The sequence below is a fragment of the Acinetobacter sp. ANC 4779 genome (assembly GCF_004331055.1).
In the GTDB taxonomy this organism is placed as follows: Bacteria; Pseudomonadota; Gammaproteobacteria; order Pseudomonadales; family Moraxellaceae; genus Acinetobacter.
Genome location: NZ_SJNU01000006.1, coordinates 24774 through 51640, shown reverse-complemented (window position 1 = coordinate 51640; position 26867 = coordinate 24774). Strand labels below are relative to the sequence as shown.

General features: G+C 42.1%; 21 protein-coding genes. 11 read left to right on the top strand and 10 right to left on the bottom strand.

Features of this window, described 5'->3' with window-relative positions:
• The first annotated feature begins 48 nt into the window (after positions 1–48).
• From E0H80_RS08525 to epmA, 4 genes are all read left to right on the top strand, one after another.
• Entirely contained in the window at positions 49–1455 is a 1407-nt protein-coding gene (locus E0H80_RS08525; protein WP_131364924.1) for an MFS transporter, read from the top strand.
• A 44-nt stretch (positions 1456–1499) separates the two neighbouring features.
• Positions 1500–2729 carry a CaiB/BaiF CoA transferase family protein gene (locus tag E0H80_RS08520; protein WP_131364922.1) on the top strand — a complete coding sequence of 410 codons (1230 nt, stop codon included), beginning with the start codon at positions 1500–1502 and terminating at the stop codon, positions 2727–2729.
• A 236-nt stretch (positions 2730–2965) separates the two neighbouring features.
• Positions 2966–4033 carry a 4-phosphoerythronate dehydrogenase gene (locus E0H80_RS08515; protein WP_131364920.1) on the top strand — a complete coding sequence of 356 codons (1068 nt, stop codon included), beginning with the start codon at positions 2966–2968 and terminating at the stop codon, positions 4031–4033.
• Between the two features lie 2 nt (positions 4034–4035).
• Positions 4036–5022 carry an EF-P lysine aminoacylase EpmA gene (epmA, locus tag E0H80_RS08510; RefSeq protein WP_131365145.1) on the top strand — a complete coding sequence of 329 codons (987 nt, stop codon included), beginning with the start codon at positions 4036–4038 and terminating at the stop codon, positions 5020–5022.
• A 95-nt stretch (positions 5023–5117) separates the two neighbouring features.
• Here epmA and E0H80_RS08505 read toward each other — a convergent pair whose 3' ends face one another.
• From E0H80_RS08505 to ahcY, 6 genes are all read right to left on the bottom strand, one after another.
• Positions 5118–6353 carry a multifunctional CCA addition/repair protein gene (locus E0H80_RS08505; protein WP_131364918.1) on the bottom strand — a complete coding sequence of 412 codons (1236 nt, stop codon included), beginning with the start codon at positions 6351–6353 and terminating at the stop codon, positions 5118–5120.
• Between the two features lie 88 nt (positions 6354–6441).
• Positions 6442–8715, bottom strand: a complete 2274-nt coding sequence (locus E0H80_RS08500) for an NADP-dependent malic enzyme (protein ID WP_067863560.1) — start codon at positions 8713–8715, stop codon at positions 6442–6444.
• Between the two features lie 149 nt (positions 8716–8864).
• Complete coding sequence (locus E0H80_RS08495; protein WP_131364916.1) at positions 8865–11726, bottom strand: EAL domain-containing protein; 2862 nt, start codon at positions 11724–11726, stop codon at positions 8865–8867.
• Between the two features lie 170 nt (positions 11727–11896).
• Positions 11897–12613: a 16S rRNA (uracil(1498)-N(3))-methyltransferase gene (locus tag E0H80_RS08490; protein WP_131364914.1), complete on the bottom strand. Its 717-nt coding sequence runs from the start codon at positions 12611–12613 to the stop codon at positions 11897–11899.
• A 30-nt stretch (positions 12614–12643) separates the two neighbouring features.
• Positions 12644–13480: a methylenetetrahydrofolate reductase [NAD(P)H] gene (gene metF / locus E0H80_RS08485; protein WP_131364912.1), complete on the bottom strand. Its 837-nt coding sequence runs from the start codon at positions 13478–13480 to the stop codon at positions 12644–12646.
• Positions 13481–13631: 151 nt separating this feature from the next.
• Positions 13632–15014 carry an adenosylhomocysteinase gene (gene ahcY / locus E0H80_RS08480; protein WP_131364910.1) on the bottom strand — a complete coding sequence of 461 codons (1383 nt, stop codon included), beginning with the start codon at positions 15012–15014 and terminating at the stop codon, positions 13632–13634.
• Positions 15015–15249: 235 nt separating this feature from the next.
• On the opposite strand from ahcY, the gene E0H80_RS08475 reads away from it, so the two are divergent.
• A complete protein-coding gene (locus E0H80_RS08475) occupies positions 15250–15774 on the top strand; it encodes a cysteine peptidase family C39 domain-containing protein (protein ID WP_131364908.1) in 525 nt (174 codons plus the stop codon).
• 53 nt (positions 15775–15827) lie between these two features.
• Here the strand turns inward: E0H80_RS08475 and E0H80_RS08470 are convergent, their stop codons facing one another.
• The 4 genes from E0H80_RS08470 to E0H80_RS08450 all read right to left on the bottom strand — a co-directional run bounded on the left by E0H80_RS08470 (position 15828) and on the right by E0H80_RS08450 (position 20763).
• Positions 15828–16340 (bottom strand): tetratricopeptide repeat protein, encoded by a 513-nt coding sequence (locus tag E0H80_RS08470; protein WP_131364906.1) that lies wholly within the window; start codon positions 16338–16340, stop codon positions 15828–15830.
• 477 nt (positions 16341–16817) lie between these two features.
• A complete protein-coding gene (locus E0H80_RS08460) occupies positions 16818–17789 on the bottom strand; it encodes a Tim44 domain-containing protein (RefSeq protein WP_131364904.1) in 972 nt (323 codons plus the stop codon).
• A 113-nt stretch (positions 17790–17902) separates the two neighbouring features.
• A complete protein-coding gene (gene radA / locus E0H80_RS08455; RefSeq protein WP_131364902.1) occupies positions 17903–19294 on the bottom strand; it encodes a DNA repair protein RadA in 1392 nt (463 codons plus the stop codon).
• 113 nt (positions 19295–19407) lie between these two features.
• Positions 19408–20763, bottom strand: coding sequence for an alanine/glycine:cation symporter family protein (locus E0H80_RS08450; RefSeq protein WP_067864493.1), 1356 nt, complete (start codon positions 20761–20763; stop codon positions 19408–19410).
• Between the two features lie 411 nt (positions 20764–21174).
• On the opposite strand from E0H80_RS08450, the gene E0H80_RS08445 reads away from it, so the two are divergent.
• The 6 genes from E0H80_RS08445 to E0H80_RS08420 all read left to right on the top strand — a co-directional run bounded on the left by E0H80_RS08445 (position 21175) and on the right by E0H80_RS08420 (position 26860).
• Positions 21175–22578, top strand: a complete 1404-nt coding sequence (locus E0H80_RS08445) for an amino acid permease (RefSeq protein ID WP_067863590.1) — start codon at positions 21175–21177, stop codon at positions 22576–22578.
• A gap of 132 nt (positions 22579–22710) precedes the next feature.
• Entirely contained in the window at positions 22711–22929 is a 219-nt protein-coding gene (lptM, locus tag E0H80_RS08440; protein WP_131364901.1) for an LPS translocon maturation chaperone LptM, read from the top strand.
• Positions 22930–22966: 37 nt separating this feature from the next.
• On the top strand, positions 22967–24211 hold the full coding sequence (gene lysA, locus E0H80_RS08435) for a diaminopimelate decarboxylase (RefSeq protein WP_131364899.1): 1245 nt from the start codon (positions 22967–22969) through the stop codon (positions 24209–24211).
• A 13-nt stretch (positions 24212–24224) separates the two neighbouring features.
• Complete coding sequence (gene dapF, locus E0H80_RS08430; RefSeq protein ID WP_131364897.1) at positions 24225–25070, top strand: diaminopimelate epimerase; 846 nt, start codon at positions 24225–24227, stop codon at positions 25068–25070.
• 256 nt (positions 25071–25326) lie between these two features.
• Positions 25327–26223, top strand: coding sequence for a tyrosine recombinase XerC (locus E0H80_RS08425; RefSeq protein WP_131365142.1), 897 nt, complete (start codon positions 25327–25329; stop codon positions 26221–26223).
• A 265-nt stretch (positions 26224–26488) separates the two neighbouring features.
• A complete protein-coding gene (locus E0H80_RS08420; RefSeq protein WP_131364895.1) occupies positions 26489–26860 on the top strand; it encodes a hypothetical protein in 372 nt (123 codons plus the stop codon).
• Positions 26861–26867 lie beyond the last annotated feature (7 nt).

Below are 26867 nucleotides of genomic sequence, written 5' to 3'. Positions count from 1 at the left end.
AAATAAAGGATTAGCGATGACTCATTTGGGAAAATGAGGGATATGGAAATGAATAATGATATGAACGCTGGAGCAGGAACGCTCAGCAGAAAACTACCCTCCAATATAGGTACAGCGAACCGTATTCATAAAAACACCTGGAAAATTGCATTTGTTTTTGCATTTATTTCCTTGGTGATTGATGGCGTCGACATCATGCTGTTGTCATTCAGTCTGACCAGTTTAAAGGCTGAGTTTGGACTGACCTCATTTCAGGCCGGTATGCTGGGAAGTTCATCCCTTGCAGGAATGGCACTTGGTGGTATTACCGGTGGCTGGGCATGTGACAAATTTGGCCGGGTAAAAACCATTGCCTGGTCTGTGGTTTTCTTTTCAATCATGACCTGTATTTTGGGCTTAACCCAAAGTTATGAGCAGTTCATGACTCTGCGCTTTATTGGCGCATTTGGATTGGGCTCGCTATATATGGCATGTAATACGCTCATGGCGGAATATGTTCCTACCAAGTATCGCACCACTGTTCTAGGTACATTGCAGACAGGTCAAACAGTCGGTTATATCGTGGCGACTTTATTGGCTGGGGCAATTATTCCTGACCATGGCTGGCGTATGCTGTTTTATGTGACCATTGTTCCGGCTGCTTTTGCGCTTATCTTCATGCGTTTTGTACCTGAGCCGGCATCTTGGCAGGAAGCAAAAATAGAGCAATTTAAACGTAAAGAATTAAAAATTGAACCTACCCCTGATGCAATTGCTGTAAAAGCTCCTTCTGAAAGTGTGTATAAACGTATTTTTGGACATACCCAACACCGCAAAATGTTCTTGTTGTGGATGAGTACCGCTGCCTTCTTGCAATTTGGCTATTACGGTGTCAATAACTGGATGCCAACCTATTTAGAAACAGAACTGAATATGAACTTTAAAGCTTTAACCGGCTATATGGTAGGTGCATATACAGCGATGATTTTGGGTAAAATTATTGCCGGATACGCCGCAGATAAATTGGGTCGTCGGGTAACTTTTGTCTTTGGAACCGTGGCAACAGCCGCATTTTTACCTATCATTATCTTTTTTAACACACCAACCAATATTGCTTATCTGTTAATCACCTTCGGTTTCCTTTATGGAATTCCATACGGTGTAAATGCAACCTATATGGCAGAAACCTTCTCGACCGATGTACGTGGTACAGCCATTGGCGGCGCGTATAACATGGGACGTTTAGGCGCTGCGATTGCACCTGCCACCATCGGCATTATCGCGGCAGGTGGTTCATTTACCATGGCATTTATTGTAATGGGTGCGGCCTACTTTATTGCGGGGGTGATTCCAGGCTTGTTCATTCGTGAACGCCAGTATGATCCGCAGCAATCTTCATTCGTAATAGCGACAGATACAGAAGCCAAAACAGCAAGTACTGTGGCAACAACAGACACAACGCTCAGCGCTAAATAATAAAAATAGCCAGCAGTGTCTTCTGCTGGCTTTTGGAGTAGAACATGGGTGCATTACAAGGAATTCGAGTTCTGGATTTAAGCCGCGTACTGGCAGGTCCATGGTGTGGGCAGATTCTGGCAGATCTGGGTGCTGAAGTAATTAAAATTGAACGTCCAAAAGTGGGGGATGATACCCGTATGTGGGGGCCACCGTGGATGTTGAATAATCAGGGCATTGCAACCGGCGAATCCGGTTATTACCAATGTGCCAACCGCAACAAATATTCAGTTGCAATCGATATTGCAAGTGAACAGGGTCAGGAACTGATTCGGGAAATTGCCAAAACGGCCGATGTGGTGATTGAAAACTATAAAGCGGGTTCATTGGAAAAATACGGTTTGGATTATGCATCTTTAAATCAGCTTAATCCAAACTTGGTCTATTGCTCGATTACCGGATTTGGCCAAACAGGGCCACGTGCTGAAGAACCAGGTTATGACTTTATCATTCAAGGCATGTCAGGATTGATGAGTATTACCGGTGAAAAGGATGAATTACCCGGTGGCGGTGCACAAAAAGTCGGTGTTGCGGTTGTAGATATTCAAACTGGCTTGTATGCGACCGTTGCTATTCAGGCTGCTTTATTGGCACGTCAACATACCGGTCGTGGACAATATATCGATTTATCCTTACTCGATGTTCAGGTCGCTACGTTAGCTAATCAAGGCATGAATTATTTAACTACGGGCGTATCTCCAAAGCGTATGGGGAATCATCATCCCAATATTGTGCCGTATCAAACTTTTAAAGCCAAAGATAAAGAATTTATTATTGCCTGCGGCAATGATAAACAGTTTAAGGATCTGTGCATCGCCATTGGGTTGCCGGAATTATGGCGAGAGCAAAAATTCCAGCGCAATCAGGATCGCGTTAAACATCGCGATGAATTGATTCCTTTACTGTCAGAATATTTCTTGGCTAAAAAGGCTGAAGAGTGGGTTACTGCGATTCATGCCGTTAAAGTGCCGGTCGGAGTGATTAATTCAGTCGAAGATGCATTAAATGAGCCACAAATTCAATCGCGTAACATGGTGGTGGAGATCGCACATCCATTGAATGATCAATTTAAAATGATTGGTTCACCGATCAAGTTATCTGATACTCCGGTTGAATATAGGCATGCTGCGCCACAGTTGGGTGAACATACCGAACAGGTTTTATCACAGTTTAAAACTCAGGATGAATTAAGGGCTTTAAAAGCACAGGGTATTATTGATGATGCAGTGGCTTAATCTATTTGATTTAAGCTTTACTGATTGCTGTTTTGACCGATTTTTTTTACAGAATTCGGTCTTTTTTTGCTAGTTCAACATCGAATTGATAAGCGAGTCGAACAATCTGGAAAATAAAAAATGGGGGGTTAAGAACGATTTAATCTCGCGCTAAGCATTTGCTTCTACTTTAACGTGCATAGTCAGATTCGCTTTCAAGGGTTATTATAGCGGTCTTCATGTCATTGGAACGCACTATGAAAATCGTTGCAGATGAAAATCTGGCCTTTACCGAATATTTCTTTGCAGATTTTGGCGAGATTCAGCAAGCAGTAGGGCGGACTTTAACCCATGCAGATGTACAGGATGCTGAAGCTTTGCTTGTTCGTTCTGTGACCCAAGTAAATGAACAACTGATTCAAAATACTTCTCTTAAATTTGTCGGCAGTGCCACTATTGGTACAGACCATCTGGATATTTCTGCTTTAGAAAAACACAATATTGTATGGTCAAATGCGGCAGGATGTAATGCACAGGCAGTGGCGGAATATGTAATTACCGCACTGTTATATTTACAATCCGATTTAATCGATAAAAATGAGCAATTCACCCTCGGTATTATTGGTTTGGGGAATGTCGGTTCACGTCTAGCTTATATGGCAAAATTAATTGGTTGGAACGTGATTGGCCATGATCCCTTTGTAAACCATCAACATATCCAGCAAGATGAATTAGAACAATTATTAAAAACAGCAGATGCCATTTCTATTCATGTACCCTTGACCACAACCGGTGAGCATCCAACTTTTCATTTGATCAATGCTGATGCCTTGGCAATAATGAAAGCTGAAGCGATCTTGATTAATTCAGCACGTGGTCCCGTAGTCGAGGAAGCGGCACTGATTGCTGATCTTCAACAGACCAAGCGTCAAGTTGTTTTGGATGTGTTTGAACATGAACCGGAAATTTCAGAACAACTGTTAATTCTGATTCGATTGGTTACACCGCATATTGCGGGCTATAGTCTGGAAGGGAAGGCACGAGGTACGCAAATGATTTACGATGCCTTTTGTAAAAATTTTGATTTCACCGCAGACAAAAATTTTGAAACCCAGCTCCCCATATGTGAACAATATTTCCAGAATCAGGATTTGAAACAGGTACTAAAACAGTATCTTGCTCAAATTTATGATATTGCACGTGACGATGCCAATCTGCGTGCCTGCTTAAAAGAGGGCAAGGTGGATCAAAAAGCCTTTGATTATTTGCGTAAAACCTATCCCTTACGCCGTGAATGGGCAGCACACGGAGGCCCAAAAGCATGAGCATGGCAAATACAGAAAGCATCAATTATCAACCGACCTGCGATATCAAAGCTATAAAAGCCCGCGCTAAAATGTATGGTCAAATACGGCAGTTTTTTGCTCAACGTGATGTGCTTGAAGTGGAAACACCGATATTGTCCCAAGCGGGGGTAACCGATGTGCATCTAGCATCTATTCAAGCCCAACGTCATCTCGGTGGTCGTAAACACACTCATTATTTGCAGACTTCGCCTGAATTTGCCATGAAACGATTGCTGGCCAGTGGTAGCGGTGCAATTTACCAAATTTGCAAAGTCTTTCGGGATGATGAACATGGACGCAAACACAATAGTGAATTCACCATGCTGGAATGGTATCGCCCCAATTTAAGCTTGAAAAAATTAATGTTTGAAGTCACCGATTTGCTCAATGTGACTTTGGCGCATCGTTTTGGTGATGTCCGTCCGACGATTTTAAGTTATAAACATGCTTTTATGGACCGTCTTGATCTCAATCCATTACAAGCCAGTTTAAAACAGCTCAAAGACTGCTGTAATCGTGTCGGTTTAAATTTGGATTTGGATGATGACCGCTTGGGTTATATCGACCTGTTATTTTCACATATGGTTGAACCAAGTTTGGGTTTTGATACGCCGGTATTTTTAACCGATTTTCCACCGGAAATGGCATCACTTGCCAAAGTTAAAATTGATGAAGATGGGGAACAGGTCGCAGCACGTTTTGAGCTTTATATTGAAGGTTTGGAATTGGCCAATGCCTATGATGAGCTGATTGATGCTGCGGTATTACGTTGCCGTTTTGAAGCTGATAATTTTGAGCGTGAAAAGCTTGGCTTGCATGTGATGCCGATTGATGAATATCTACTGGCAGCTTTACCGCATATGACTGAATGTTCAGGCATTGCTTTAGGCATTGACCGTTTATTGATGGTTGCGACTGAACAGATGAAACTTGAAAAAGTGATTACTTTCCCTGCGGATGTGTCCTGATATAAATCATCGTCTTAAATCCTTCTTTGATAAAGTGGGAATTTTTATCATCCTCGCGACTTAAAAAGCTTCTCAAAAGAGAAGCTTTTTATAAGTTATTCAGCAGCAATAATCTGCCGGGCTTTTAATTCTTCAATCGCTTGAATACGCCGTTGAATCAACATTTCACCAATATCAGGGCCACTGATATCTGGTGGTAAATCCTGCGCTTTAATGCTACGAACCACTTCCATTGCATCTAACACATATCGTGCTTGCGGATACTCACGATCTTCGAGGCCTAAGCGACCACGTGAATCACATTCACAGGCCTGAACATAAGCTTCTACACGTTCAGGACGACGTAATACATCTAGTCGTTGTAATAAGCGCCATAAAGTGCCCGGTTTAAGATTCAAAGCTTGATGACATTTTAAATGTTCTTTACATACTGCAAGGGCAAGCTGTTTGGCATTGGTCGGAACTTTAAGACGTTCACACACTTCGGTGACCGGTTTTATCCCACGTTCTTCATGCATGATATGACGCGGTAATTCCTCTGTTGGCGTAAGGGCTTTTCCTAAATCATGAACCAGAACAGCAAAGCGGACATCTAGTGAATAGTTGGCTTTACAGGCTTGTTGTAGCGACATCATGGTGTGAATGCCGCAATCAATTTCCGGATGATATTCAGGACGTTGCGGAATGCCATACAAAGCCTCTAATTCCGGAAACAGGACTTTTAAAGCACCGCAGGCACGGAGTACTTCAAAATATTCATCAGCATGATCTTCCATCAAGGCGCGGGAGGTTTCTTTCCATACCCGTTCTGGAGTCAATGCCTGTAATTCACCCGATTCAGCCAGTTGTTGCATCAGGGCCAAAGTTTCAGCTGCCACCGTAAATCCCAGTGATTTATAACGTGCGGCAAAGCGTGCAATACGCAAAACACGTAACGGATCTTCAACAAAAGCATCGGATACATGACGCAATATTCGATTGGTTAAATCTTGCTGACCATGATAAGGATCATATACCTGGCCATCTTCATCCATCGCCATCGCATTAATGGTCAGGTCACGGCGGATCAGATCTTCTTCAAGGCTGACACTTGTATCTGTATAAAATTCAAAGCCATGATAACCCTGACCGGATTTACGCTCGGTACGGGCTAAAGCATATTCTTCTTTTGTTTGGGGATGAAGAAAAACAGGGAAATCTTTACCCACAGGCTGATAGCCCTGAGCCATGAGTTGTTCAGGTGTTGCACCAACAACCACATAATCTTTTTCGTGATAGGGGTGACTGAGTAAGTGATCACGTACTGCACCGCCTACTAAATAAACTCGCATGAAAAAAACCTCTATTCTTCAAGCAATCATGCTACAGAATAGAGGTTTTCTCAAGTAAAGAACCTTAGCTTTTTGCTAAAGGTAAATACTAGCCTTCTTGTGACTGTTGAATTTCAGCAACCGTCAATGCGGTCATATTTACCACACGACGTGTTGTTGCAGTCGGTGTCAAGATATGAACAGGTTTCGCAGCACCCAACAGAATTGGGCCAATCGTTACATTGTTACCTGAAGTTGCTTTTAACAGGTTAAATGAAATATTCGCTGAATCCAGGTTTGGCATGATGAGTAAGTTTGCAGATCCTTTGAAGCGCGAGTTCGGGAATGCGAAATGACGAATATTTTCATCCAGTGCAGCATCACCGTGCATTTCACCTTCTACTTCAAGTTCAGGTGCAATTTCACTTAAAATTTCAAATACTTTACGCATTTTTTGTGCGCTTGCATCAGTTTGGTCAGAACCAAAACTTGAATGCGATAACAAGGCAATACGTGGAATTACACCAAAACGACGCACTTCTTCAGCTGCCAAAATGGTCATTTCTGCCAACTGTTCAGCTGTTGGGTTGGTATTGACATAAGTGTCGGCAATAAACAAGTTACGATCTTGAAGCATGAGTGCATTGAGGGTAAAGAAGGTGCTACGGCCTTCTTTTAAGCCAATTACGTTTTTCACGAAATCTAGGTGAATGTCATAGCTTGAATAGGTACCACACAGCATACCGTCTGCATGACCGTGTTTGACTAACATTGCCGCAATTAGGGTAGAGCGGCGACGTGCTTCACGATGTGCGTATTCAGGTGTTACGCCCTGACGTTGCATAGTTTGATAGTAGTCATCAGCAAACTGTTCGTAATGCGGGTTCTTTTCTTGATCCACAATTTCAATGTTTACACCGTGTTCAAGACGCAAGCCCAATTTCTTGATATTTGCTTCAATGACCGCAGTACGGCCGACAAGAATTGGGAAGGCCAAGCCTTCATCTACCGCAATTTGTACGGCACGAAGCACACGTAAATCTTCACCTTCAGCATATGCAATACGCTTAGGTGCTGTTTTTGCCTGAGCAAAGATCGGTTTCATCATGAATGCAGAGTTATATACAAACTCAGACAATTTTTGACGATATGCAGAGAAATCCTGGATTGGACGAGTCGCGACACCAGAATCCATTGCCGCTTGTGCAACCGCAGGAGCAATTTCAAGAATTAAGCGCTGATCAAGCGGGCGTGGAATAAGGTAGTCACGGCCAAATGATGCAGATTTTTCACCATAAGAGGCTGCATCTGCTTCAATGTGCGCCATACGTGCAATGGCATGTACGCAGGCAATTTTCATTTCTTCGTTAATGGTGGTTGCGCCAACGTCTAAAGCACCACGGAAGATATACGGGAAACAAAGGGCATTGTTAACTTGGTTTGGATAATCCGAACGACCCGTTGCCATAATCACGTCATCACGAACTTCGTGTGCGTGTTCAGGCAGGATTTCTGGATCCGGGTTTGCCAAAGCAAAAATGATTGGATTTTCAGCCATCACTTTAACCATTTCTTTGGTCAAAATGCCTGCTGCAGAAAGTCCTAAGAACATATCTGCACCGGCAATTACGTCTGCTAATTGAGTGCCCTCAATATCCTGCACATAACGTTTTTTTGATGCATCCAGATTATCACGGTGAGTGGTAAGCAAACCGCGTGAATCGGCAACGGTAATATTGTGTTTGCTTGCACCTAAAGCGCAAAGCAAATCTAAACAGGACAATGCAGCTGCACCGGCACCTGAAGCGACAATTTTAATCTCTTCAATTTTTTTGCCAGTCAGTTGTAAAGCATTGAGTAAAGCTGAACCGACAATGATCGACGTACCATGTTGATCATCGTGGAATACAGGAATATTCATGCGTTCGCGAAGTTTTTGCTCGATGTAGAAACATTCTGGTGCCTTGATATCTTCAAGGTTAATACCACCAAAAGTGGGTTCTAATGCAGCGACGAGGTCCACAATTTTGTCTGGATCGTTTTCAGCAATTTCGAGGTCAAATACATCTATGCCTGCGAATTTTTTAAACAGTACGCCTTTACCTTCCATAACCGGTTTAGAGGCTAAAGGACCGATGTTACCTAAACCTAAAACCGCAGTACCATTACTGATCACTGCAACAAGGTTGCCACGTGCTGTGTAAAGTGCTGCAGTTGATGGGTCGCGTTCAATCTCTAAACATGGTGCTGCGACACCTGGAGAGTAAGCCAGCGCTAAGTCATGTTGATTGACCAGCTGTTTGCTTGGCGTAACACTGATTTTCCCTGGGGTTGGATATTCGTGGTAGTACAAAGCTTGCTGTTTTAATGATTGATCGTCCATCTGTATCTCTATTGTTGCTTGAGTTGCCCAGCCCGAGCTGGTGGTGGTTTTTTGCTTAATTTGATTGAATATAACATTTGTTGCGACCTTAGCACAGTCGTGAATATGCCATTTTCAAGCAAACTGATATTTAGACCTGTTGACTTATATCAAGAAGGTATAAGTCGATGTTGTTCTAGAAAGAGGGTTGCTTCACTTTCGGGTAAAGGTTTTGAAAACAAGAAGCCTTGGGCAATATCACATTCCAGATTTTGTAGATACTGAAGCTGTTCCTCTGTTTCAATGCCTTCTGCAACCACGACCATACCCATGGCCTTGCCCATGGCAATCATGGCACTGACAATGGCTTCTTGTTTGTTTTGCCCAATTCTGGAGATGAAACTGCGGTCTATTTTTAAGATATCAATTGGAAAATCAGCAAGATAAGATAGAGAAGAATAGCCTGTTCCAAAATCATCCAGAGAGATATTGATCTTACGTTTCTTGATTTCATCGAGCAGATTTTTTACTGTAACCGAATTCTCAAGTAGTGATGATTCGGTAATTTCAAGCTCCAGGCTCGACCCGGAAATTTTATAGGTTTGAATGGCATGATCGAGGTCTTCGAGTAACTGTCCGCGTTGCAATTGCTGTGCAACAACATTGACCGAAACACATATATTATTAAAGCCTAAATCATTCCAGTTCCTAATTTGCTTAGCGGTTTGTTGTATAACAATTCTGCCAATATCCGAGATCAAACTGGTTTGTTCAGCTAAGGGAATGAACAGGTTGGGTGGAATAATGCCTTTGCTTGGATGATTCCAGCGAACCAACGCTTCAAAACCATAAATGTTTTGATCGCTAAAATTAATTTTTGGCTGATAGTAAACAATCAGTTCATTGTTGTTAATCGCAAGTCTTAAATCGCGTTCCAGATAAATTCCTTGCTCAAGTAAAGTGTTATTTTTATTGGAGTGAAAACGGATGGTATTGCCACCTAAACTTTTCGCTTCGGTTAAAGCCTGTTCTGCACAATTATTCAGATAATCCAGTTGGCGACCATTTTCTGGATAGAAAGCAATCCCCATAGACAGGGTAATAATATGATCCTGACCAAAAATGTTAAATGGCAATGAAAATGCTTTACTCATCCGTTCACAGTGCTGCTGAACCGAAGGGCGAATATGCGAGACTTCATAGACAATGGCAAAGTCATCCCCATTTAAATGGGCTACAAATAATGCTTCAGCATTGGTAAGCCGTAGTCGTTGGGCCACCTGACGTAACAGTTCATCGCCACCGCTATTGCTCAGAAATTCATTCAAAGGTCTGAAACGATCAATATTTAGACGAATCACAGCGAGTTGTTCAATCGAATCCTTTTGACTGACGAGATACTGATGCAATTGATAGTTGTAATAAAACCGATTTGGCAGGTCGGTCAGTGGATCGTAATTTTCTAAATAGGACAGACGCTGTTCTTGCAGTTTACGTTCCGTTAAATCAGAGACGATGCCAATATAATGCGTGACCCGATTTTTTTCATCGCTAATGGCATTAATCCGCATCCAGATTGTAAGTTCTTTACCAGACAGAAAATTTTCATTGAGCTCGCCATCAAACTCACCCATTTTATCAAGTTGATTGATGATGGCGGAATGGCTGTTTCTTTGTTGCGACTTGTACTTTGCAGCGATATCAAATAAATGTTTACCAATCATGTGCTCATGGGTAAAACCCGTTAATTGTTCATAGAACGGATTGACGTCAATATAGCAAAGTTGTTCATCAAGAATAAAGATTCCTTCAGCCGCTTGTTGAAGCACATTCGCTGCAAGTTTTAAGCGTTCCTGATCGGTACGTTCCTGATGAATATCCCGACGAATACCGACCATCCGCAAAGGCTTCTGATTAACTGGGTCACGTGCAATGACTCTGCCAATATCATGCACCCATTTCCATTTGCCATTGCTGTTCTGAATTCGATAAGTGGCTTCATACTGATCAGTTTGACCGCGTAAATTTTGCTTCATCGATATTTTGAAGTGTTCGATATCTGCGGGATGGAGGATGTTTTGGAGCTGGCTATGATGCACTTTTGAAGGTTTTAAGGTCTTTTGATGCTTAAAGTCGGTCACTAAAATTTCCCGATCTTTAATATTCCAGTCCCACGGTCGAAGTCCCGCAACATCATGTGCCAACATTAAATTTTGCTGCTGATTTTCTAGATCAGCATTCATTTTAGCAATATCAAAAGTTCGTTCTTTAACTTTTTGTTCAAGCAATTGGTTGTTGAGTTGAAGTTGTAATTCGATTTCCTTGGATTTATTAATTTCAGTTTGTAATTGCTGACATAGCTCATCAGTCCAGAGCACTTGTTGTTCGGCATTTTTAACCAGACGATTATTTTTGGAATATAGTGCTGAAATACGCTTGTGAATGCGCGTTGTAGAATTTGCGCAGAGTAAGATGACAATGAGTGAAAAATTGATTGTTAAATGGAATAAAGGATTTGAAATCTGTGTAGTAATAAATTGGGAGGCCAGATAGGGAAAAACCGAGGGTATAAAAGCCAAACAAAAATAATTTAAACGTTGGGTTAAAAAAGTCAGAGCAAATGCCTGACTCACAATCAGTAATAAAGCGGAAAGGATTAAAGCATTAACCTCGCTAAAATTGGGGTTATATTGCGGTAGATAATAGTAAATCACACCAATACCAACAGCAATACAACTTCCTATTGCCAGACATTGAAATTGTAGCCAACGATGTGCGTGATGGAGTGTGAAATGATGTGGCTTAAAATAGATGCTAATAATGAGTAAACTTAGACAACTCAAAAGTTCGGTCGCAATAAACCATAAATTGAAATAGAAAGATGGTTTTGTAAAATAAAACGCATAAATGCAATAAACATATAAGGAAAGGATCATAATACTGACGAGAAAGAATCGACTAAGTCGAATCGTATTGGTAATTTGAGCAGCACTCACATGCTCTTTAATATACTCGTCTTGAACATCTGACATAAAAGCAAAAGCCTTATTTTTGTTTTGCGATAAATTAATTTTTAAATATTGTTAGTGTATAAAAAACTAAACTGTATTTTACATATACATTTGTATATTGAAATCAAGATTAGTTATGTTATTCAGAAAAATCAATCAAATTGGCTACTATTTAGCTAAAATCAGATGAACTATACAGTTACGTTATAATTCAAAATAGATAAAGCAACAATTGGGGCCGTTTCGGTGCGCAAGACGCGATTGCCAATACACCAGTTAATAAATCCAGCATCGTTGGATAATTGTATTTCAGCTTCGCTGAGACCCCCTTCAGGACCGATTAACAGGGCAATATCAGGTGTAGCATGCGCTAAAACATCGACTTGGTCTTTATTGGGAGCGAGTACCAGTTTTGTCGCAGGTAATTCACTGGCCAACCAGTCTTGCAAAGAGAGCGGTGCTAACACTTCGGGAACTTTATTCATTCCGCATTGTTCACAAGCCGCGATGGCAATACCTTGCCAATGATCTATTTTCTTTTGATCCCGGTCATATTTAAGACGCATCTCACAGCGTTCTGAGGTGAGGAGCTGAATTTTTGCAACACCCAGTTCAACTGCTTTTTGAATGGCATAGTCCATGCGATCACCTTTACTCATCACTTGTCCAAGTAAAGTTGTAAATGCGGGTGTCCGATCATCAGGATTGAATGTATCGACAGAAAAACTGGCTGATTTTTTTGAAATATTCACCAGCGTTACTTCGTATTCACCACCTTGTCCATTGAACAAGGTGGCTCTTTCACCGACTTGTGCACGCAATACTTTGACCCAATGATGAAAAACCGTTTCGGTTAATTCAACATTCATATTAACAGCCAAATCAGCTTCAATATAAAAACGCGGCATTTAAGTATTACTCACAAATCAAATTAAAAATTAAGCTAAACCAAGATCAGTCACAAGTTGACGTGTTGGATCTGTGGTGTTCATGGTGTAGAAATGCAAACTTGGTGCACCGCCTGCAAGCAGACGTTCACACAATTTCACCACAACTTCATGACCAAAAGCCTTGATGCTGGCAGAGTCATCACCATAAGTGGCCAGTTGCTTGCGAATCCAGCGTGGAATTTCAGCCCCTGTACCGTCTGCGAAGCGAATCAGGTTGCTTGCATTGATAATCGGCATAATACCCGGAGCCACAGGAATGTTAACGCTTTCTTTTTTAATGCGATCTACAAAGTAGAAATACGCATCTGGATTAAAGAAGAACTGTGTTAAAGCAGCATTAGCACCGGCATTGGCTTTTTCGACAAAATGTTGAATATCTTTGTCAAAGCTGTCCGCTTGTGGATGCATTTCAGGATAAGCTGCGACTTCAATGGTGAAGTGATCACCTGAATGTTCACGAATAAAACGAACCAGATCCTGTGCATAAGGCAATTCGCCTAAGCCCACTTGACCAGAAGGCAAGTCACCACGCAGCGCAACAATACGATCAATGCCTTGTGACTTATATAAATCCAGCAATTCTGCAATACGTGCTTTGTCATCACCAATACAAGACAGGTGAGGGGCTACAGGTGTGCCTTTGCCATTAAAGTCATTGATTGCAGCGAGTGTGCGTTCACGGGTCGAACCACCAGCCCCATAAGTTACAGAGAAGAACTCAGGATTCAATAGTTGTAATTCTTTATGAACAACACGAAGTTTTTCCGCACCGACATCAGTCTTGGTTGGAAAAAATTCAAACGAAATTGGGACACGTTTGGTCATTTTTCAAATCCTTTTTTATCAATACTTACTTGATTTCACCTCTCCCTAACCCTCTCCTAAAAGGAGAGGGAATTTTCAATATCAATTGAATTAATTATGAAAAATCCCTTCTCCCTATGGGAGAAGGTTAGGATGAGGGTAAAACTGAAACTTAGTATTTATAATTCTCAGATTTGAATGGACCTTCAACTTGTACGCCAAGGTAGTTTGCTTGTTCTTGAGTAAGCGTGGTTAATACACCGCCAAAACCAGCAACCATTGCAGCAGCAACTTCTTCATCCAATTTCTTAGGCAGAAGTTCTACACGAATCGCAGCTTGTTTTTGATCTTCAGGAAGATCAGCAAATTTTTCAGCGAACAAATGCATTTGAGCCAACACCTGATTAGCAAAAGAACCGTCCATCACACGTGATGGGTGACCCGTTGCATTACCCAGGTTAACCAAACGACCTTCAGAAAGAAGGATCAAGTAGTTATTTTCATCTTCTGAACGATAAACCTGATGTACTTGAGGTTTAACTTCAACCCATTTGTAACCACGTAAGTAGTTGGTGTCGATTTCAGTGTCAAAGTGACCGATATTACAGACCACAGAACCTGCTTTTAATGTATCTAACATTGCAGCGTCACATACGTGGTAGTTACCCGTAGTGGTTACGATCAGGTCAGTGTTTTGAAGAAGATCAACGTTGATGTCTTCTTTGTTGCCAGTTTGCACGCCGTTTTTGTATGGAGATACAACTTCGTAACCGTCCATACAGGCTTGCATTGCACAAATTGGATCGACTTCAGTTACGCGAACAATCATGCCTTCTTGACGAAGTGATTGAGCAGAACCTTTACCTACGTCACCATAACCAATCACAAGTGCACGACGACCAGACATCAACATATCTGTACCGCGTTTAATTGCATCGTTTAGAGAGTGGCGGCAACCGTATTTGTTGTCGTTTTTAGACTTGGTCACTGAATCGTTTACGTTGATAGCAGGAACTTTCAAAGTACCGTCACGTAACATTTCATAAAGGCGTTGCACACCCGTAGTGGTTTCTTCAGTCACGCCGTGAATTTTAGCAATCAATTCTGGGTATTTTTCGTGAACAACAGCAGTCAAGTCACCGCCATCATCCAGAATCATGTTGGCATCCCAAGGTTTGCCGTTTACATTGATTTGCTGTTCAAGACACCAGTTATATTCTTCTTCAGTTTCGCCTTTCCAAGCAAAAACAGGAATACCGCGCGCAGCAATAGCAGCAGCAGCGTGGTCTTGAGTAGAGAAGATGTTGCATGAAGTCCAACGAACTTCAGCACCCAATTCAACAAGCGTTTCAATTAAAACGGCAGTTTGAATGGTCATGTGGATACAGCCGAGAATTTTCGCGCCTGCAAGTGGTTTAGCCGCAGCATAACGCTTACGTAAACCGATAAGTGCCGGCATTTCTGCTTCAGCAAGTTTGATTTCTTTACGACCGTATTCAGCAAGTGAAATGTCGGCAACTTTATAATCTGTAAATGAAGCATTAACCGCGTTCATCAGGATCTCCTAGGATAAAAATAGATTGGATCGTTATGTTCGCGGATGCCGTTTTTGATCAAAACCAGTATTTTAAATAAGCTTTAACCGGATCGTCGAGCCTAGCGATTTCACATTTAGTGCCTGTGAAAAAGTCGCAGCATCCCTCGACTAGCCGGCTATTGTACTTGGAAATTGATTTTGTTCCAATCTGAAATTGATTATTATCAGCACAATCATATTTTGGATGAAGATTATGGCTTTAGAAATGCCTGAAGAATTAGCAAATCTAGAAGCAAATGGTGGAATTTTTGCGGTATGGATGTTGCTGCAACACTTAGGGATTGATGCCGATATTCAGCAACTGGTAGATGTCTGTGGATATGGTGCTGAAAATGGCACGACGACCATAGGTTTGGCTGTAGGATTAAAAAAGTTTGGTTTTACGGTTCAGTTTTATACCGATCCTGACCCTGATCTTCAAGAGAGTGAAAAACTCAGTTATCAACAAGCAGAGCAGCTGGGTTTGCCTATTCTGCCTGCGTTAAATTATGAGCAAATCCAGCAAGCGTTCGATCAAAATAAATTTGTGATTGTCTATTACGATACATTAGAAGATGTGGGTAATCACTCACTTGTTTATGATGTAAATGTGGATGAAATCTGTTTCTTTGACAGTTTTGATCCGATGCCCGCGGCTCTCTTTGAGCAGCAGCGTCGAGTAGACGGAATTTGTCGACAAGTGATTATTGTTGAAGAAAATAATTATATCGAAAGTTAATATTTAAAACTGGATAAAATAAAAGCCCATCAATCGATAGGCTTTTCATCTCATTATTCTTCAGCAGATTGAGCTTTATCATGCCAATAATCGGCTTTTGCATCATCGACATCGACACCTAAACCGTGTTCATAAATGCAGGCCAAATCGCGCATGGCTTGAGCTTCACCCAGTTCAGCGGCTTGCTTGACCAATTCAACCGACTTGGTCATATCTTTTTCCACCACATCACCACGGCGATAAAAATTCGATAATTCTAAAAGAGCAGCAGGATGTTTATGTTTCGCGGCTTGTTCTAACCAGCGGTAAGCATGTTCAAAATAGGTTTTTGCTTCCTCCGGATCTTCTTCCCGCATGTCTTTTGCATAAAATGCATAACCTTCACCCAGCCAGTACATGGCTTCAACATGACCCAGTTGAGCGGCTTTGAGTGCCCATTCTTCAGCAAGTGCAACATGATCATCATCTTCACTTTGCATATAAATTTCAGCAAGCTCAAATTGTGCATCACGATTGCCTGCCATCGCACGGTTAAAAAGTTCGGTAGAAATAGGGAGATCAGACATTCAAAAATCCAAAGCACATAATTGCTATAGCCTAAATGTTTGGCACAAAAAAGCCAATCTGAAGATTGGCTTTTTACACTGTTCATTTTTAGATTAAAGAGCTGAACGTGCTGATAATCCAAATTATTGCGGTTGCATTTGTAATATTCTTAATTTGGGATTCGATGTAACTCAAATACAATCCGATAAATAAAGCCGAGAAGGTAAGTAAACCTAACCAATAGCTGATCATATTGCTTAAATTTCCTTGCAAATATACAGCACTAAGGCGGAGCAGCAAACTTCAGCCGGAAATACGGATAAGACAGTTTTAGATACTTTAAGCTTACAATGAAAAATTTAATTTGGTTTCTAGACAGGCACCGGGTTAGGACACAGCCTAATTGAAATACAATGAGGGGGGGATTGAAATTGATCTGTGATTTAAAATCACAAAAAAAACAGCGACCGAAGTCGCTGTTTTTAGCTCAAAAGACCTTAAGCCTCTTGTTGAATACCGGCAACCAACCATTCCTGGTTAGAAGCTGCAGGTTTGGTGAAATGCCAAACTTCTGCAAAAGGTTGCGGTAAGCTGTTTAAATCTTCGCTTACAGTGCCCGTGAAACGTACGCTCACCACATACTGACCATTTTCCGTTGAAGAATCGACCACCATCGCATTGAGGTTAGAGAATTCAGCAACGTCTTGATCTTGGTTTGCCATAATGTCGTTATGCATAGACTGATAAAGATCAGGCGTTAAATAACGTTGAATTTCAGCAATATTACTGGCCGTATTCATGGACTGAATATGGTTAAAGCGCTGACGAGCAACACGTAAGAATGCAGCAGGTTCAGTACCATCTGGCAATTGATTGCCATTGCTGGTTGAAGCAGCACCAAAAGGCGCTTGAGTTGCTGCACCTGCAGAACCACCTACGGATTGACCAAAAATATTGCTGCTGTCATTTGAGGTACGTGGTGCTGCATTTTGTTGACCAAACGGTGCTGTATTGCCAGCATTGTTTGGTGCATAGGGATTGTTAGCGGCTAGTTTTTTTTTTGCACCGAATTTACGGAACAAGAAGAATGCGACTGCAGCTGCTAGAAGAATCCAGATCCAGCCTGGAAGTCCGCCTTTTTCTTCCTGCTGTTGTGCTGTAGTATCAGCACTGCTTGCAGCAGGTTTGTCATCTGCCAGTGCATTGGCTGCAACTGCACCAATCGCAGCACCTGCAACACCAGCAGCAACCATTTTACCTACGCCAGAACCTGATTTTTGAGCAGGTGCGGTAGTCGGTTGTGGGGCAGGAGTAGCTTGACGCGGTTGTTGGTAAGACTGGGTTGGAGCAGCAGAACGACTCATGCCGTGGCTTTTACCACCACCTGCACGTTTCGCTTCAGCCATTGGTGCAACCACCAAAGCTGCCATTAAAAGACCTGCCATCAAACCACGCTGTCGAACTTCCATCGAATTTTTCCTAAATAAAAAAGTAAATTGTAGCCCTATAGTTATGCAGCCATTTGCACCGAATTTCAATATCAAAATGGTGTTTTTTTACATAACCTTTCATATGTTGAAGCTTAAGCCAATTCTTCACTTAAGTTCATGGCTTCGCTTAATGCTTCATGTAACCGTGCTACAGAAATGATCTGTACACCGGGAATCGGTTTTTGTGGTGCATTGCCTCTAGGCAGAATAATGTATTTAAAACCATGCTTAACCGCTTCTTTTAAGCGTTCCTGGCCATTCGGCACAGGGCGAATTTCACCCGATAGCCCCACTTCGCCAAACACAGCCAGTTGCTGAGGTAATGCTTTCCCCCGCAAGCTTGAAGCACAGGCCAGTAAAACAGCAAGGTCAGAGCCTGTTTCAGTAATTTTTAAACCACCGACCACATTCACATAGACATCTTGTCCTGCAGTTTGTACGCCACCATGACGATGCATCACCGCAAGTAGCATATTCAATCGGTTTTGATCTAAACCTAAAGCGACACGACGCGGTTGACCGTGTGCATCGTCTACCAATGCTTGCACTTCAACAAGGAGGGGGCGTGTACCTTCACGACTAATCATCACAATCGAACCAGGAATGGCTTCATCGTAACGACTGAGGAAAATAGCAGAGGGATTGGAAACTTCACGCAGGCCTTTCTCGGTCATGCCAAACACGCCCAATTCATTGACTGCACCAAAACGGTTTTTTACCGCACGAATCATGCGGTAACGCGAGTCAGATTGACCTTCAAAATATAAAACACAATCGACCATATGTTCTAAAACACGCGGGCCCGCCAAAGCACCTTCTTTGGTCACATGCCCCACAAGAAATAATGAGGTGCCACTATTTTTAGCAAAACGGGTCAGTAAAGCGGCAGATTCACGAATTTGGGAAACACCGCCCGGTGCAGATTGCAGCGTTTCAGTGTAAAGCGTTTGGATCGAATCGAGAATGGCAACCGCAGGACGTACTTGCGCCAAGACTTCACAAATTCGCTCCACACAGGTTTCTGCCATGACTTGAAGATAGTCTGTCGGTAACTCTAAGCGGTGGGCACGCAACGCGACTTGCGAAAGTGATTCCTCACCGGTGACATACAGCGCAGAGCTTTGTGCCGAGGCCATATGCGTGGCGGTTTGTAAAAGAATCGTGGATTTACCAATTCCTGGATCACCGCCAATCAGCACCACAGAACCCGTCACCAAGCCACCGCCCAGCACACGGTCAAATTCACTAATGCCAGTCGCTAGACGTGATTCATGTGAAACGGAAACTTTATTTAACGTCGTAATATTGGCGACTTGACCTGCATAACCGCCACTTATTTTCGGTTGCGCACGATGAGTCACGGCAGGTGCAATGCTGACTTCGGTCAGACTGTTCCATTCACCACATTCGCTACATTGACCTGCCCATTTTAGATGGTCAGCACCACATTGTTCACATCGATAAACACTTTTCGCTTTGGCCATATTTTTTATTTGAAATATACAAAAATTGGAAACTGGCTACAGCATACAGCGCTAGATGCAAATAAAAAAGCCACCGCTAAGGTGGCTTGTTGGTCATGATAAAGAAACTTGAATTAATACAGTTCGCCGGATTTACGTTTTGCGATAAAGTCTTTCGATTCTTTCACAATAACGCCTGACAACAACAGTAAAGCTATTAAGTTTGGAACTGCCATCAAACCATTGAAAGTATCGGCAAATAACCAGACCAAATCCAGCGTGGCGATACAGCCAATGAAAACTGAAGCGATATAAATCACCCGATACACCAGTACGTACTTTTCTCCAAAAATATAAGTACAGCATTTTTCACCGTAATAACACCAACCCAAAATAGTGGAATAGGCAAAGAAAATAATACCGAAGGTCACTACCCAACCGCCCACACCCGGCAATAATTGATCAAAAATATGAGTCGTCAGCACGGCACCCGTTTCATTTCCAAAACTATTGCCGGCCATAATGAAACCCATCACCAAGACGATACCGGTAATACTACATACGATAATGGTGTCAATAAATGTTCCGGTCATTGAAACCAGACCCTGACGTGCGGGATGATCGGTTTTTGCCGCTGCCGCTGCAATAGGTGCAGAACCCATACCTGCTTCGTTCGAGAAGACGCCACGTGCGACCCCGTAACGAATCACAGCACCAATGGCACCACCTGCAACTGCTTCACCGGTAAAGGCATCTTTAAAGATTAATTCCAGGGCAGGCATCACCAGATCAAGATTGTTTAGAATAATGACCAGACCACCTGCAACATAACCAATCGCCATAATAGGCACAATCAGGGTCGCTGCCTTGGCAATCGATCGAATACCGCCTAAAATCACCAATGCCGAGAAGACCGTAATCACAATGCCCGTGATCCAGGTTTCAATGCCCATACTGTTTTGCACCGCAAGTGCCACGGTATTGGACTGTACTGAACTGCCAATACCAAAAGAAGCCACTGTGCCAAAGAATGCAAAAATCAGCGCAAGCCATTTCCACTTTAAGCCCTGTTCGATGTAATACATCGGTCCACCGGACATCAAGCCATTTTCATTTTTAACGCGATATTTGACTGCCAATACGCCTTCACCATATTTGCTTGCCATGCCAAATAAAGCCGTCATCCACATCCAGAAGACAGCGCCAGGTCCCCCCAGAACGCATGCTGTCGCAACACCTGCGATATTACCGGTACCAATGGTGGCGGAGAGTGCCGTCATCAGGGAGGCAAAGTGTGAAATATCTCCTGCGTGTGATTTAGCTTGAGGATGCTTGCCAAAAACCTGTTTAAAGGCCAAAGGCAGCATACGGAATTGCCAGAACATGAGGCGGAATGTGAGAAATACACCGGTACCCACTATCAGTACCAGCATATATGGACCCCAAACCCATCCGCTGAGTGTTTCCATTATTGACTGTAAATTTTGCATCATATTTTCTTCTTGTCGTCCTGAGTTTGGTAAATGGCTTATTTAGATTTATCAATGCTTAAGCAAGTGATGTGCCATATTTGGATCTTCCTGATTATTTGCTATAACGAGAATGAATTTTTATTCCTTATGCTTTAAAAGTGTTTTAATTTTTGTTTGTCGAAAATTCAATTTTTATCAGTATATTCTTTTGGTTATTTATTTTTTAGCTAAAGTTCAGCACTTTTACAAGCATTAAAAATGAATTTTTAATGTTTATTTTTAAATCAATTATTCACCAGTTTAGTATATGAGAAAAATAAATTAACTTTTTTACTTAATTAGAAAATATAGATAGTTCACAATTTTTTGTTGTTTTCTCTGTTTTTTGCGGTAATTTGTTGCGATAGACGTCGAAGATGAATGAAATAAATGTCAAATCAAAATACAGGTTCGACCAGTGAAGGTGGTGAACTACAGCGAAGTTTGTCTAATCGACATTTGCAATTGATTGCAATAGGCGGGGCAATTGGTACCGGTTTATTCATGGGCTCAGGTAAAACCATCAGCCTGGCCGGACCTTCAATTCTGATCATTTATATGATTATTGGTTTTATGGTTTTTTTGGTCATGCGTGCGCTTGGCGAACTGTTACTGTCTAACCTGCAATACAAGTCTTTTATTGATTTTGCGACAGATTTAATCGGTCCATGGGCGGGTTATTTTGTCGGCTGGACCTATTGGCTGTGCTGGATCACCATCGGTATTGCTGACTTATCCGCGATTATTTATTACCTGCAATTCTTTAACGGAGGGCTGCCGTTTACGCCTGGCGAAGGGGTAATGATCAGTATGGCGGCCATCATCTTTATTATGGGCTTGAATCTGGTTACCGTTAAATTATTCGGTGAATTAGAGTTCTGGTTTGCCTTAATCAAGATTATTGCCATTGTGGTACTGATTGCTGTCGGTTTGTGGATGATCTTTACCGGATTCACTTCAACTGCAGGTGAAGTAGCATCATTTACCCATCTCTGGGCACATGACGGGATTTTCCCCACCGGAGTATCCGGATTTCTGGCAGGCTTCCAGATTGCGATCTTTGCCTTTGTTGGGGTGGAGCTAGTCGGTACCACTGCGGCTGAAACCAAAGATCCAGAGCGCAATTTGCCTAAAGCGGTCAACTCGATTCCGATTCGTATCATCATTTTCTACGTACTGGCCTTGGTGATTGTGATGTCGGTAACGCCGTGGAATAAAATTGATCCAACCATTAGTCCATTTGTAAATCTGTTTAGTCAAGCCGGTATTGCAGCTGCGGCAATTATCATGAACTTGGTAGTATTATCTTCAGTCATGTCATCCATGAACAGTGGTGTTTTCTCGACCAGTCGTATGCTGTTTGGCCTTTCACGTGAAGAGCAAGGTCCAAAAGCGTTTGGACATTTAAATAAGCGTGCTGTTCCTGCGAATGCTTTGTATTTCTCTGCGGTGTGTTTACTTCTGGGTGCTGCACTTCAGTACTTTGTACCAAACACCGTGGAAGCCTTTACTTTGGCAACCACGCTTTCAACCATCCTGTTCATCTGTGTCTGGTTGATGATTATCTGGAGTTATATTGTTTACTATAAAACTCGTCCAGAACTGCATGCGAAATCGACCTTTAAATTACCGGGTGGATTGTTTACCTGTTGGCTGGTGATCATCTTCTTTATTGGCATGATTTACGTCTTGTCCTTAGAAGCAGATACCATGAAAGCGCTGATGGTGAGTCCAATCTGGTTTATTATTTTGATTATTGGTTACTTTGGTTTCTACAAACCGAAACATAAATAAGCCCTTTGTTTGTGAAAACGCCAGTTTGAAACTGGCGTTTTTTTTTAACTAGCGATAATCTCTAGCGTTTAGCCCTTTGGTCACGGCGGTGATCGAGTTATACTTCTTCGAAAATATAGGATAGGTGGTCAGATGCGTCTTGTCATTTGCTACATCAGTTTATTGGCAACAGGTGTTGCCTTGGTCGGTTGTGGTCAATCCGGAGCTTTGCAGTTGCCGAGTGATCAGAATTACGACAAGCGTGCGAAATATTTGTTATATCCCAATGTCGATTCAAAACAGCAATCTTCGCCTAAGCAGGAAGCAGCTCCGGTACAAGAGCTTCCTGCTTCATCTGCTGAAACGAATTAATTTTAATATCTAAACGCGTCATCGAAAGGATACATTCATGAGTTTTACCCGCATTAATGGGGTTCTGCACGCAGAGCAATGTTCGTTGCAACAACTTGCGCAGCAATTTGGCACGCCACTTTATGTTTATTCAAAGGCCACTTTTGAAAAGCATTATCTCGATATGGATCGTGCATTTGGCTTTATCGATCATCAAATTTGTTTTGCGGTAAAGTCGAACTCTAATATTGCGGTCTTGAATGTACTGGCGAAGCTGGGTGCAGGTTTTGATATTGTCACTGGCGGTGAGCTGGCCCGTGTGCTCAAAGCGGGTGGGAATGCAGCTAAAATTGTGTTTTCCGGTTTAGGAAAATCAGAAGCGGACATTAAGAAAGCTTTAGAAGTCGGTATTGCCTGCTTCAATGTTGAATCCTATGCAGAGCTGGATCGCATTCAAAAAGTGGCGGCTGAACTGGGTAAAAAAGCCCCGATTTCTTTACGGGTAAATCCGGATGTCGATGCCAAAACCCATCCCTATATTTCGACCGGTCTAAAAGAAAATAAATTCGGTATTCCATCGGACAGCGTATTTGAAACTTATCAATATGCAGCATCATTACCGAATCTGGACGTAGTCGGTATCGACTGTCACATCGGTTCACAATTGACCGAAACGCAACCTTTCGTTGATGCGCTTGACCGCGTGATCATGATGATTGAGCAATTAAAAGAACTCGGTATCCATTTAAAACACATCGACATTGGTGGTGGTTTGGGGGTTACTTATAAAGATGAAGTTCCGCCAACTGTTGTCGAATATGCCAATGCGCTGAAACCGGCTTTAGAAAAATTGGGTCTCAAAGTGTATATGGAACCAGGACGTAGTATCTCTGCCAATGCAGGTGTGTTACTGACCAAAGTTGATTTGTTGAAACCGACCAATCACCGTAATTTTGCCATTATTGATGCCGCAATGAATGACCTGATTCGTCCTGCTTTATACGAAGCATGGATGGATATTCAGCAAGTCACTCCACGTAGTGATGTTGAAACGAAAGAGTGGGATGTGGTCGGCGCGATTTGTGAAACCGGTGATTTTCTTGGTAAAGAACGTCAACTGGCCTTGCAGGAAAATGATGTGCTTGCAGTATTGGGCGCAGGTGCATACGGTTTTGTAATGAGTTCAAACTACAACAGTCGTGGTCGTGCGGCTGAAGTGATGGTCGATGCTGATCAGGCACATTTGATTCGTGAGCGTGAAAGCATTGAATCATTGTGGGATAAAGAACGTTTATTGCCTTAAGGAGTAATGCAAGATGTTTTTAGAATTTACCAAAATGCATGGTCTGGGCAATGACTTCATGGTGGTTGATCTGATCAGTCAGCGCGCTTACCTAGATAGTATGACCATTCAGCGTTTGGCAGATCGTCATTTCGGGATTGGTTTCGATCAGCTTTTAATTGTTGAGCCGCCCGATTTACCCAATGTCGATTTTAAATATCGTATTTTTAATGCAGATGGCTCTGAAGTCGAGCAATGTGGCAATGGCGTTCGCTGTTTTGCCCGTTTTGTGCATGAACGTCGATTGACCACAAAAACTAAAATTAAAGTGCAAACCAAAGCCGGTATTGTTGAGCCTGAACTGGGGCAAAATGGTTGGGTTCGCGTGAATATGGGTTATCCAAAATTCTTGCCGAACCAGATTCCGTTCCTTGCAGATCAGCCTGAAAATCTCTACAGCTTGGCCTTGGCCAATGATGAAAGTATTACCATTGATGTGGTGAACATGGGGAATCCGCATGCAGTGACTGTTGTTCCAGATGTGCTTACCGCTGATGTTGCCGGCATGGGGCCTCAAATTGAATCGCATGAACGTTTTCCACAACGCGTCAATGCTGGCTTTATGCAAATCATTGATGAAAATCATGCGCGTTTACGGGTGTTTGAACGTGGTGTAGGCGAGACATTGGCGTGTGGTACAGGTGCTTGTGCGGCTGCAATTTCAGGAATGCGCCGTGGCTTGCTTGCTAATGCGGTAGAAATTGAACTTGCCGGTGGTAAGTTGCAAATTGAATGGAAAGAGGGCGATGTGGTTTGGATGACCGGTCCAACTGCAAATGTCTATGAAGGTCGTATCGACTTGAGTTTTTACCAGCAATAAAACTCATGGTTTGACTCAAAAAGCACTGTCGGCATGATGGTGCTTTTTTTATCTGTAGAATGATTGATTGTGTAAATAGCGATGAAACCGATAGAATCAAAATGAAAAGGCGTATCCTATGCTGTGCTTGATTATTAAATCTAAGCAGTTTAAGCATGAAATCAATAATTGTCGTTGAGTAGCGTCCATTAAATACAGTGAGAAAAACGTGATTGATCCAGAGCTGCAGATACGTTCTCCTGCTGATTTATTGCTGATGTGGTTAAAAGAAAGAGAGATTCAAAATCAGTCCAAACATACTTTGCAGGCCTATGAACGTGATGTTTCGGATTTTTTAAATTTTTGTGTCGTAAAAAAAATGAATCTGGCAAATGTTGAATCGACTGATCTGCGTGAGTTCCTAGCGCAAAAGGTTGAGCAGCAGCAATTGAGTTCCAGCAGTTTGCAACGGCTTTTATCTTCCATTCGTCAATTCATGAAATGGGCGGAGCAAGGGCAATATCTGGCTTTTAATCCTGCCGATGATTTTCAGTTGAAACGATTGCCTAGACCGCTACCCGGTATGGTGGATATTGAAACCATTAATCAAATTCTAGATCAGCCCAAACCTGAAAAACACATCGAACAACAAATGTGGTTACGCGATAAAGCGATCTTGGAATTGCTGTATTCGAGTGGTTTGCGACTGGCAGAAGTACAAGGTTTACGCATTAAGGATATAGATTTTAATCGGCAGCTGTTACGCATAACGGGTAAAGGCAATAAAACCCGTGTGGTGCCTTTTGGATCTAAAGCTAAAGATGCGGTGATGTTGTGGCTACAAGTTTATCCGTTATGGAATGGTGACTTTGTCCCTGATGCCAATGTATTTATCACGCAAAAGGGTAATCCACTGGGCGCAAGACAAATTGAAAATCGGGTTAAATTTCAGGCGCAACGAGCCGGAGTAAATGTCGATTTGCATCCACATTTATTGCGTCATTGTTTTGCCAGTCATATGCTGTCGAACAGCGGAGATTTACGCGCTGTACAAGAAATGTTGGGGCACAGCAACTTAACCACAACGCAAATCTATACCCACGTTGATTTTGACCGTTTGGCGCAAGTCTATGACCAGGCACATCCGCGTGCCCAACTTAAAAAATCTGAGTAGAGATCTACCTTTTGTCTAAAAGTGAAACTGGTTTTTTTGAGAAACAGAACATAAATTAATAAAACTTAAATACATCTATAGGTAGTATTGCGGAATATTTTGGGCGTTTTAAACTATTGTAGAATAATAAAAAACCAATTTATCAGGTATAAGAATCAAGTATAAATATGAAATAGGTGGCATAAATAATGCAGGTTAATAAAATCATGTGTTGTTTCACTGAATGTTAAACAGAGTTGGGAAGTGAAAAATGATAGGGGAAACAATGATTTCAGATATTCAAGAAAAATATGACCAATTGAGTACGGAACAAAAAGAGATTTTTGCAGGCTATGGTCTGCGTCAGGTAAAGCATTTTGTTGAAATAAGTTTGCCCACTATTGAACCCTCTTTGCCAGAAAATACTCATGTTCAAGGCATCAATGCTGAAGGGAAGGTGCAAGCGGTCAATACAGAGACACAACAAGGCTATATCTGGATTTCAGACTTGCAATGGCAGCATCGACCGATTGCTACAGTGGGTGTGGATTTAAAACAAGACTTTTTAGAAGTGTGGAAAATATTTAACCTTCATGAATATGACCTGATTGATTTAAGCCATATTCACCGTGATTTTTTACAACATCATCATGTTTAATGGGGAG

Excerpts from the sequence above, each read along its gene's own strand:
- E0H80_RS08470 (WP_131364906.1), bottom strand. The coding sequence starts at position 16,340 with ATGTCTGATCTCCCTATTTCTACCGAACTTTTTAACCGTGCGATGGCA.
- ahcY (WP_131364910.1), bottom strand. The coding sequence starts at position 15,014 with ATGAACGCGGTTAATGCTTCATTTACAGATTATAAAGTTGCCGACATT.
- E0H80_RS08460 (WP_131364904.1), bottom strand. The coding sequence starts at position 17,789 with ATGGAAGTTCGACAGCGTGGTTTGATGGCAGGTCTTTTAATGGCAGCT.
- radA (WP_131364902.1), bottom strand. The coding sequence starts at position 19,294 with ATGGCCAAAGCGAAAAGTGTTTATCGATGTGAACAATGTGGTGCTGAC.
- E0H80_RS08505 (WP_131364918.1), bottom strand. The coding sequence starts at position 6,353 with ATGCGAGTTTATTTAGTAGGCGGTGCAGTACGTGATCACTTACTCAGT.
- E0H80_RS08475 (WP_131364908.1), top strand. The coding sequence starts at position 15,250 with ATGGCTTTAGAAATGCCTGAAGAATTAGCAAATCTAGAAGCAAATGGT.
- E0H80_RS08450 (WP_067864493.1), bottom strand. The coding sequence starts at position 20,763 with ATGCAAAATTTACAGTCAATAATGGAAACACTCAGCGGATGGGTTTGG.
- lptM (WP_131364901.1), top strand. The coding sequence starts at position 22,711 with ATGCGTCTTGTCATTTGCTACATCAGTTTATTGGCAACAGGTGTTGCC.
- epmA (WP_131365145.1), top strand. The coding sequence starts at position 4,036 with ATGGCAAATACAGAAAGCATCAATTATCAACCGACCTGCGATATCAAA.
- dapF (WP_131364897.1), top strand. The coding sequence starts at position 24,225 with ATGTTTTTAGAATTTACCAAAATGCATGGTCTGGGCAATGACTTCATG.
- E0H80_RS08520 (WP_131364922.1), top strand. The coding sequence starts at position 1,500 with ATGGGTGCATTACAAGGAATTCGAGTTCTGGATTTAAGCCGCGTACTG.
- E0H80_RS08425 (WP_131365142.1), top strand. The coding sequence starts at position 25,327 with ATGTGGTTAAAAGAAAGAGAGATTCAAAATCAGTCCAAACATACTTTG.
- E0H80_RS08490 (WP_131364914.1), bottom strand. The coding sequence starts at position 12,613 with ATGCCGCGTTTTTATATTGAAGCTGATTTGGCTGTTAATATGAATGTT.
- E0H80_RS08515 (WP_131364920.1), top strand. The coding sequence starts at position 2,966 with ATGAAAATCGTTGCAGATGAAAATCTGGCCTTTACCGAATATTTCTTT.
- lysA (WP_131364899.1), top strand. The coding sequence starts at position 22,967 with ATGAGTTTTACCCGCATTAATGGGGTTCTGCACGCAGAGCAATGTTCG.
- E0H80_RS08525 (WP_131364924.1), top strand. The coding sequence starts at position 49 with ATGAATAATGATATGAACGCTGGAGCAGGAACGCTCAGCAGAAAACTA.
- E0H80_RS08445 (WP_067863590.1), top strand. The coding sequence starts at position 21,175 with ATGTCAAATCAAAATACAGGTTCGACCAGTGAAGGTGGTGAACTACAG.
- metF (WP_131364912.1), bottom strand. The coding sequence starts at position 13,480 with ATGACCAAACGTGTCCCAATTTCGTTTGAATTTTTTCCAACCAAGACT.
- E0H80_RS08420 (WP_131364895.1), top strand. The coding sequence starts at position 26,489 with ATGATTTCAGATATTCAAGAAAAATATGACCAATTGAGTACGGAACAA.
- E0H80_RS08500 (WP_067863560.1), bottom strand. The coding sequence starts at position 8,715 with ATGGACGATCAATCATTAAAACAGCAAGCTTTGTACTACCACGAATAT.
- E0H80_RS08495 (WP_131364916.1), bottom strand. The coding sequence starts at position 11,726 with ATGTCAGATGTTCAAGACGAGTATATTAAAGAGCATGTGAGTGCTGCT.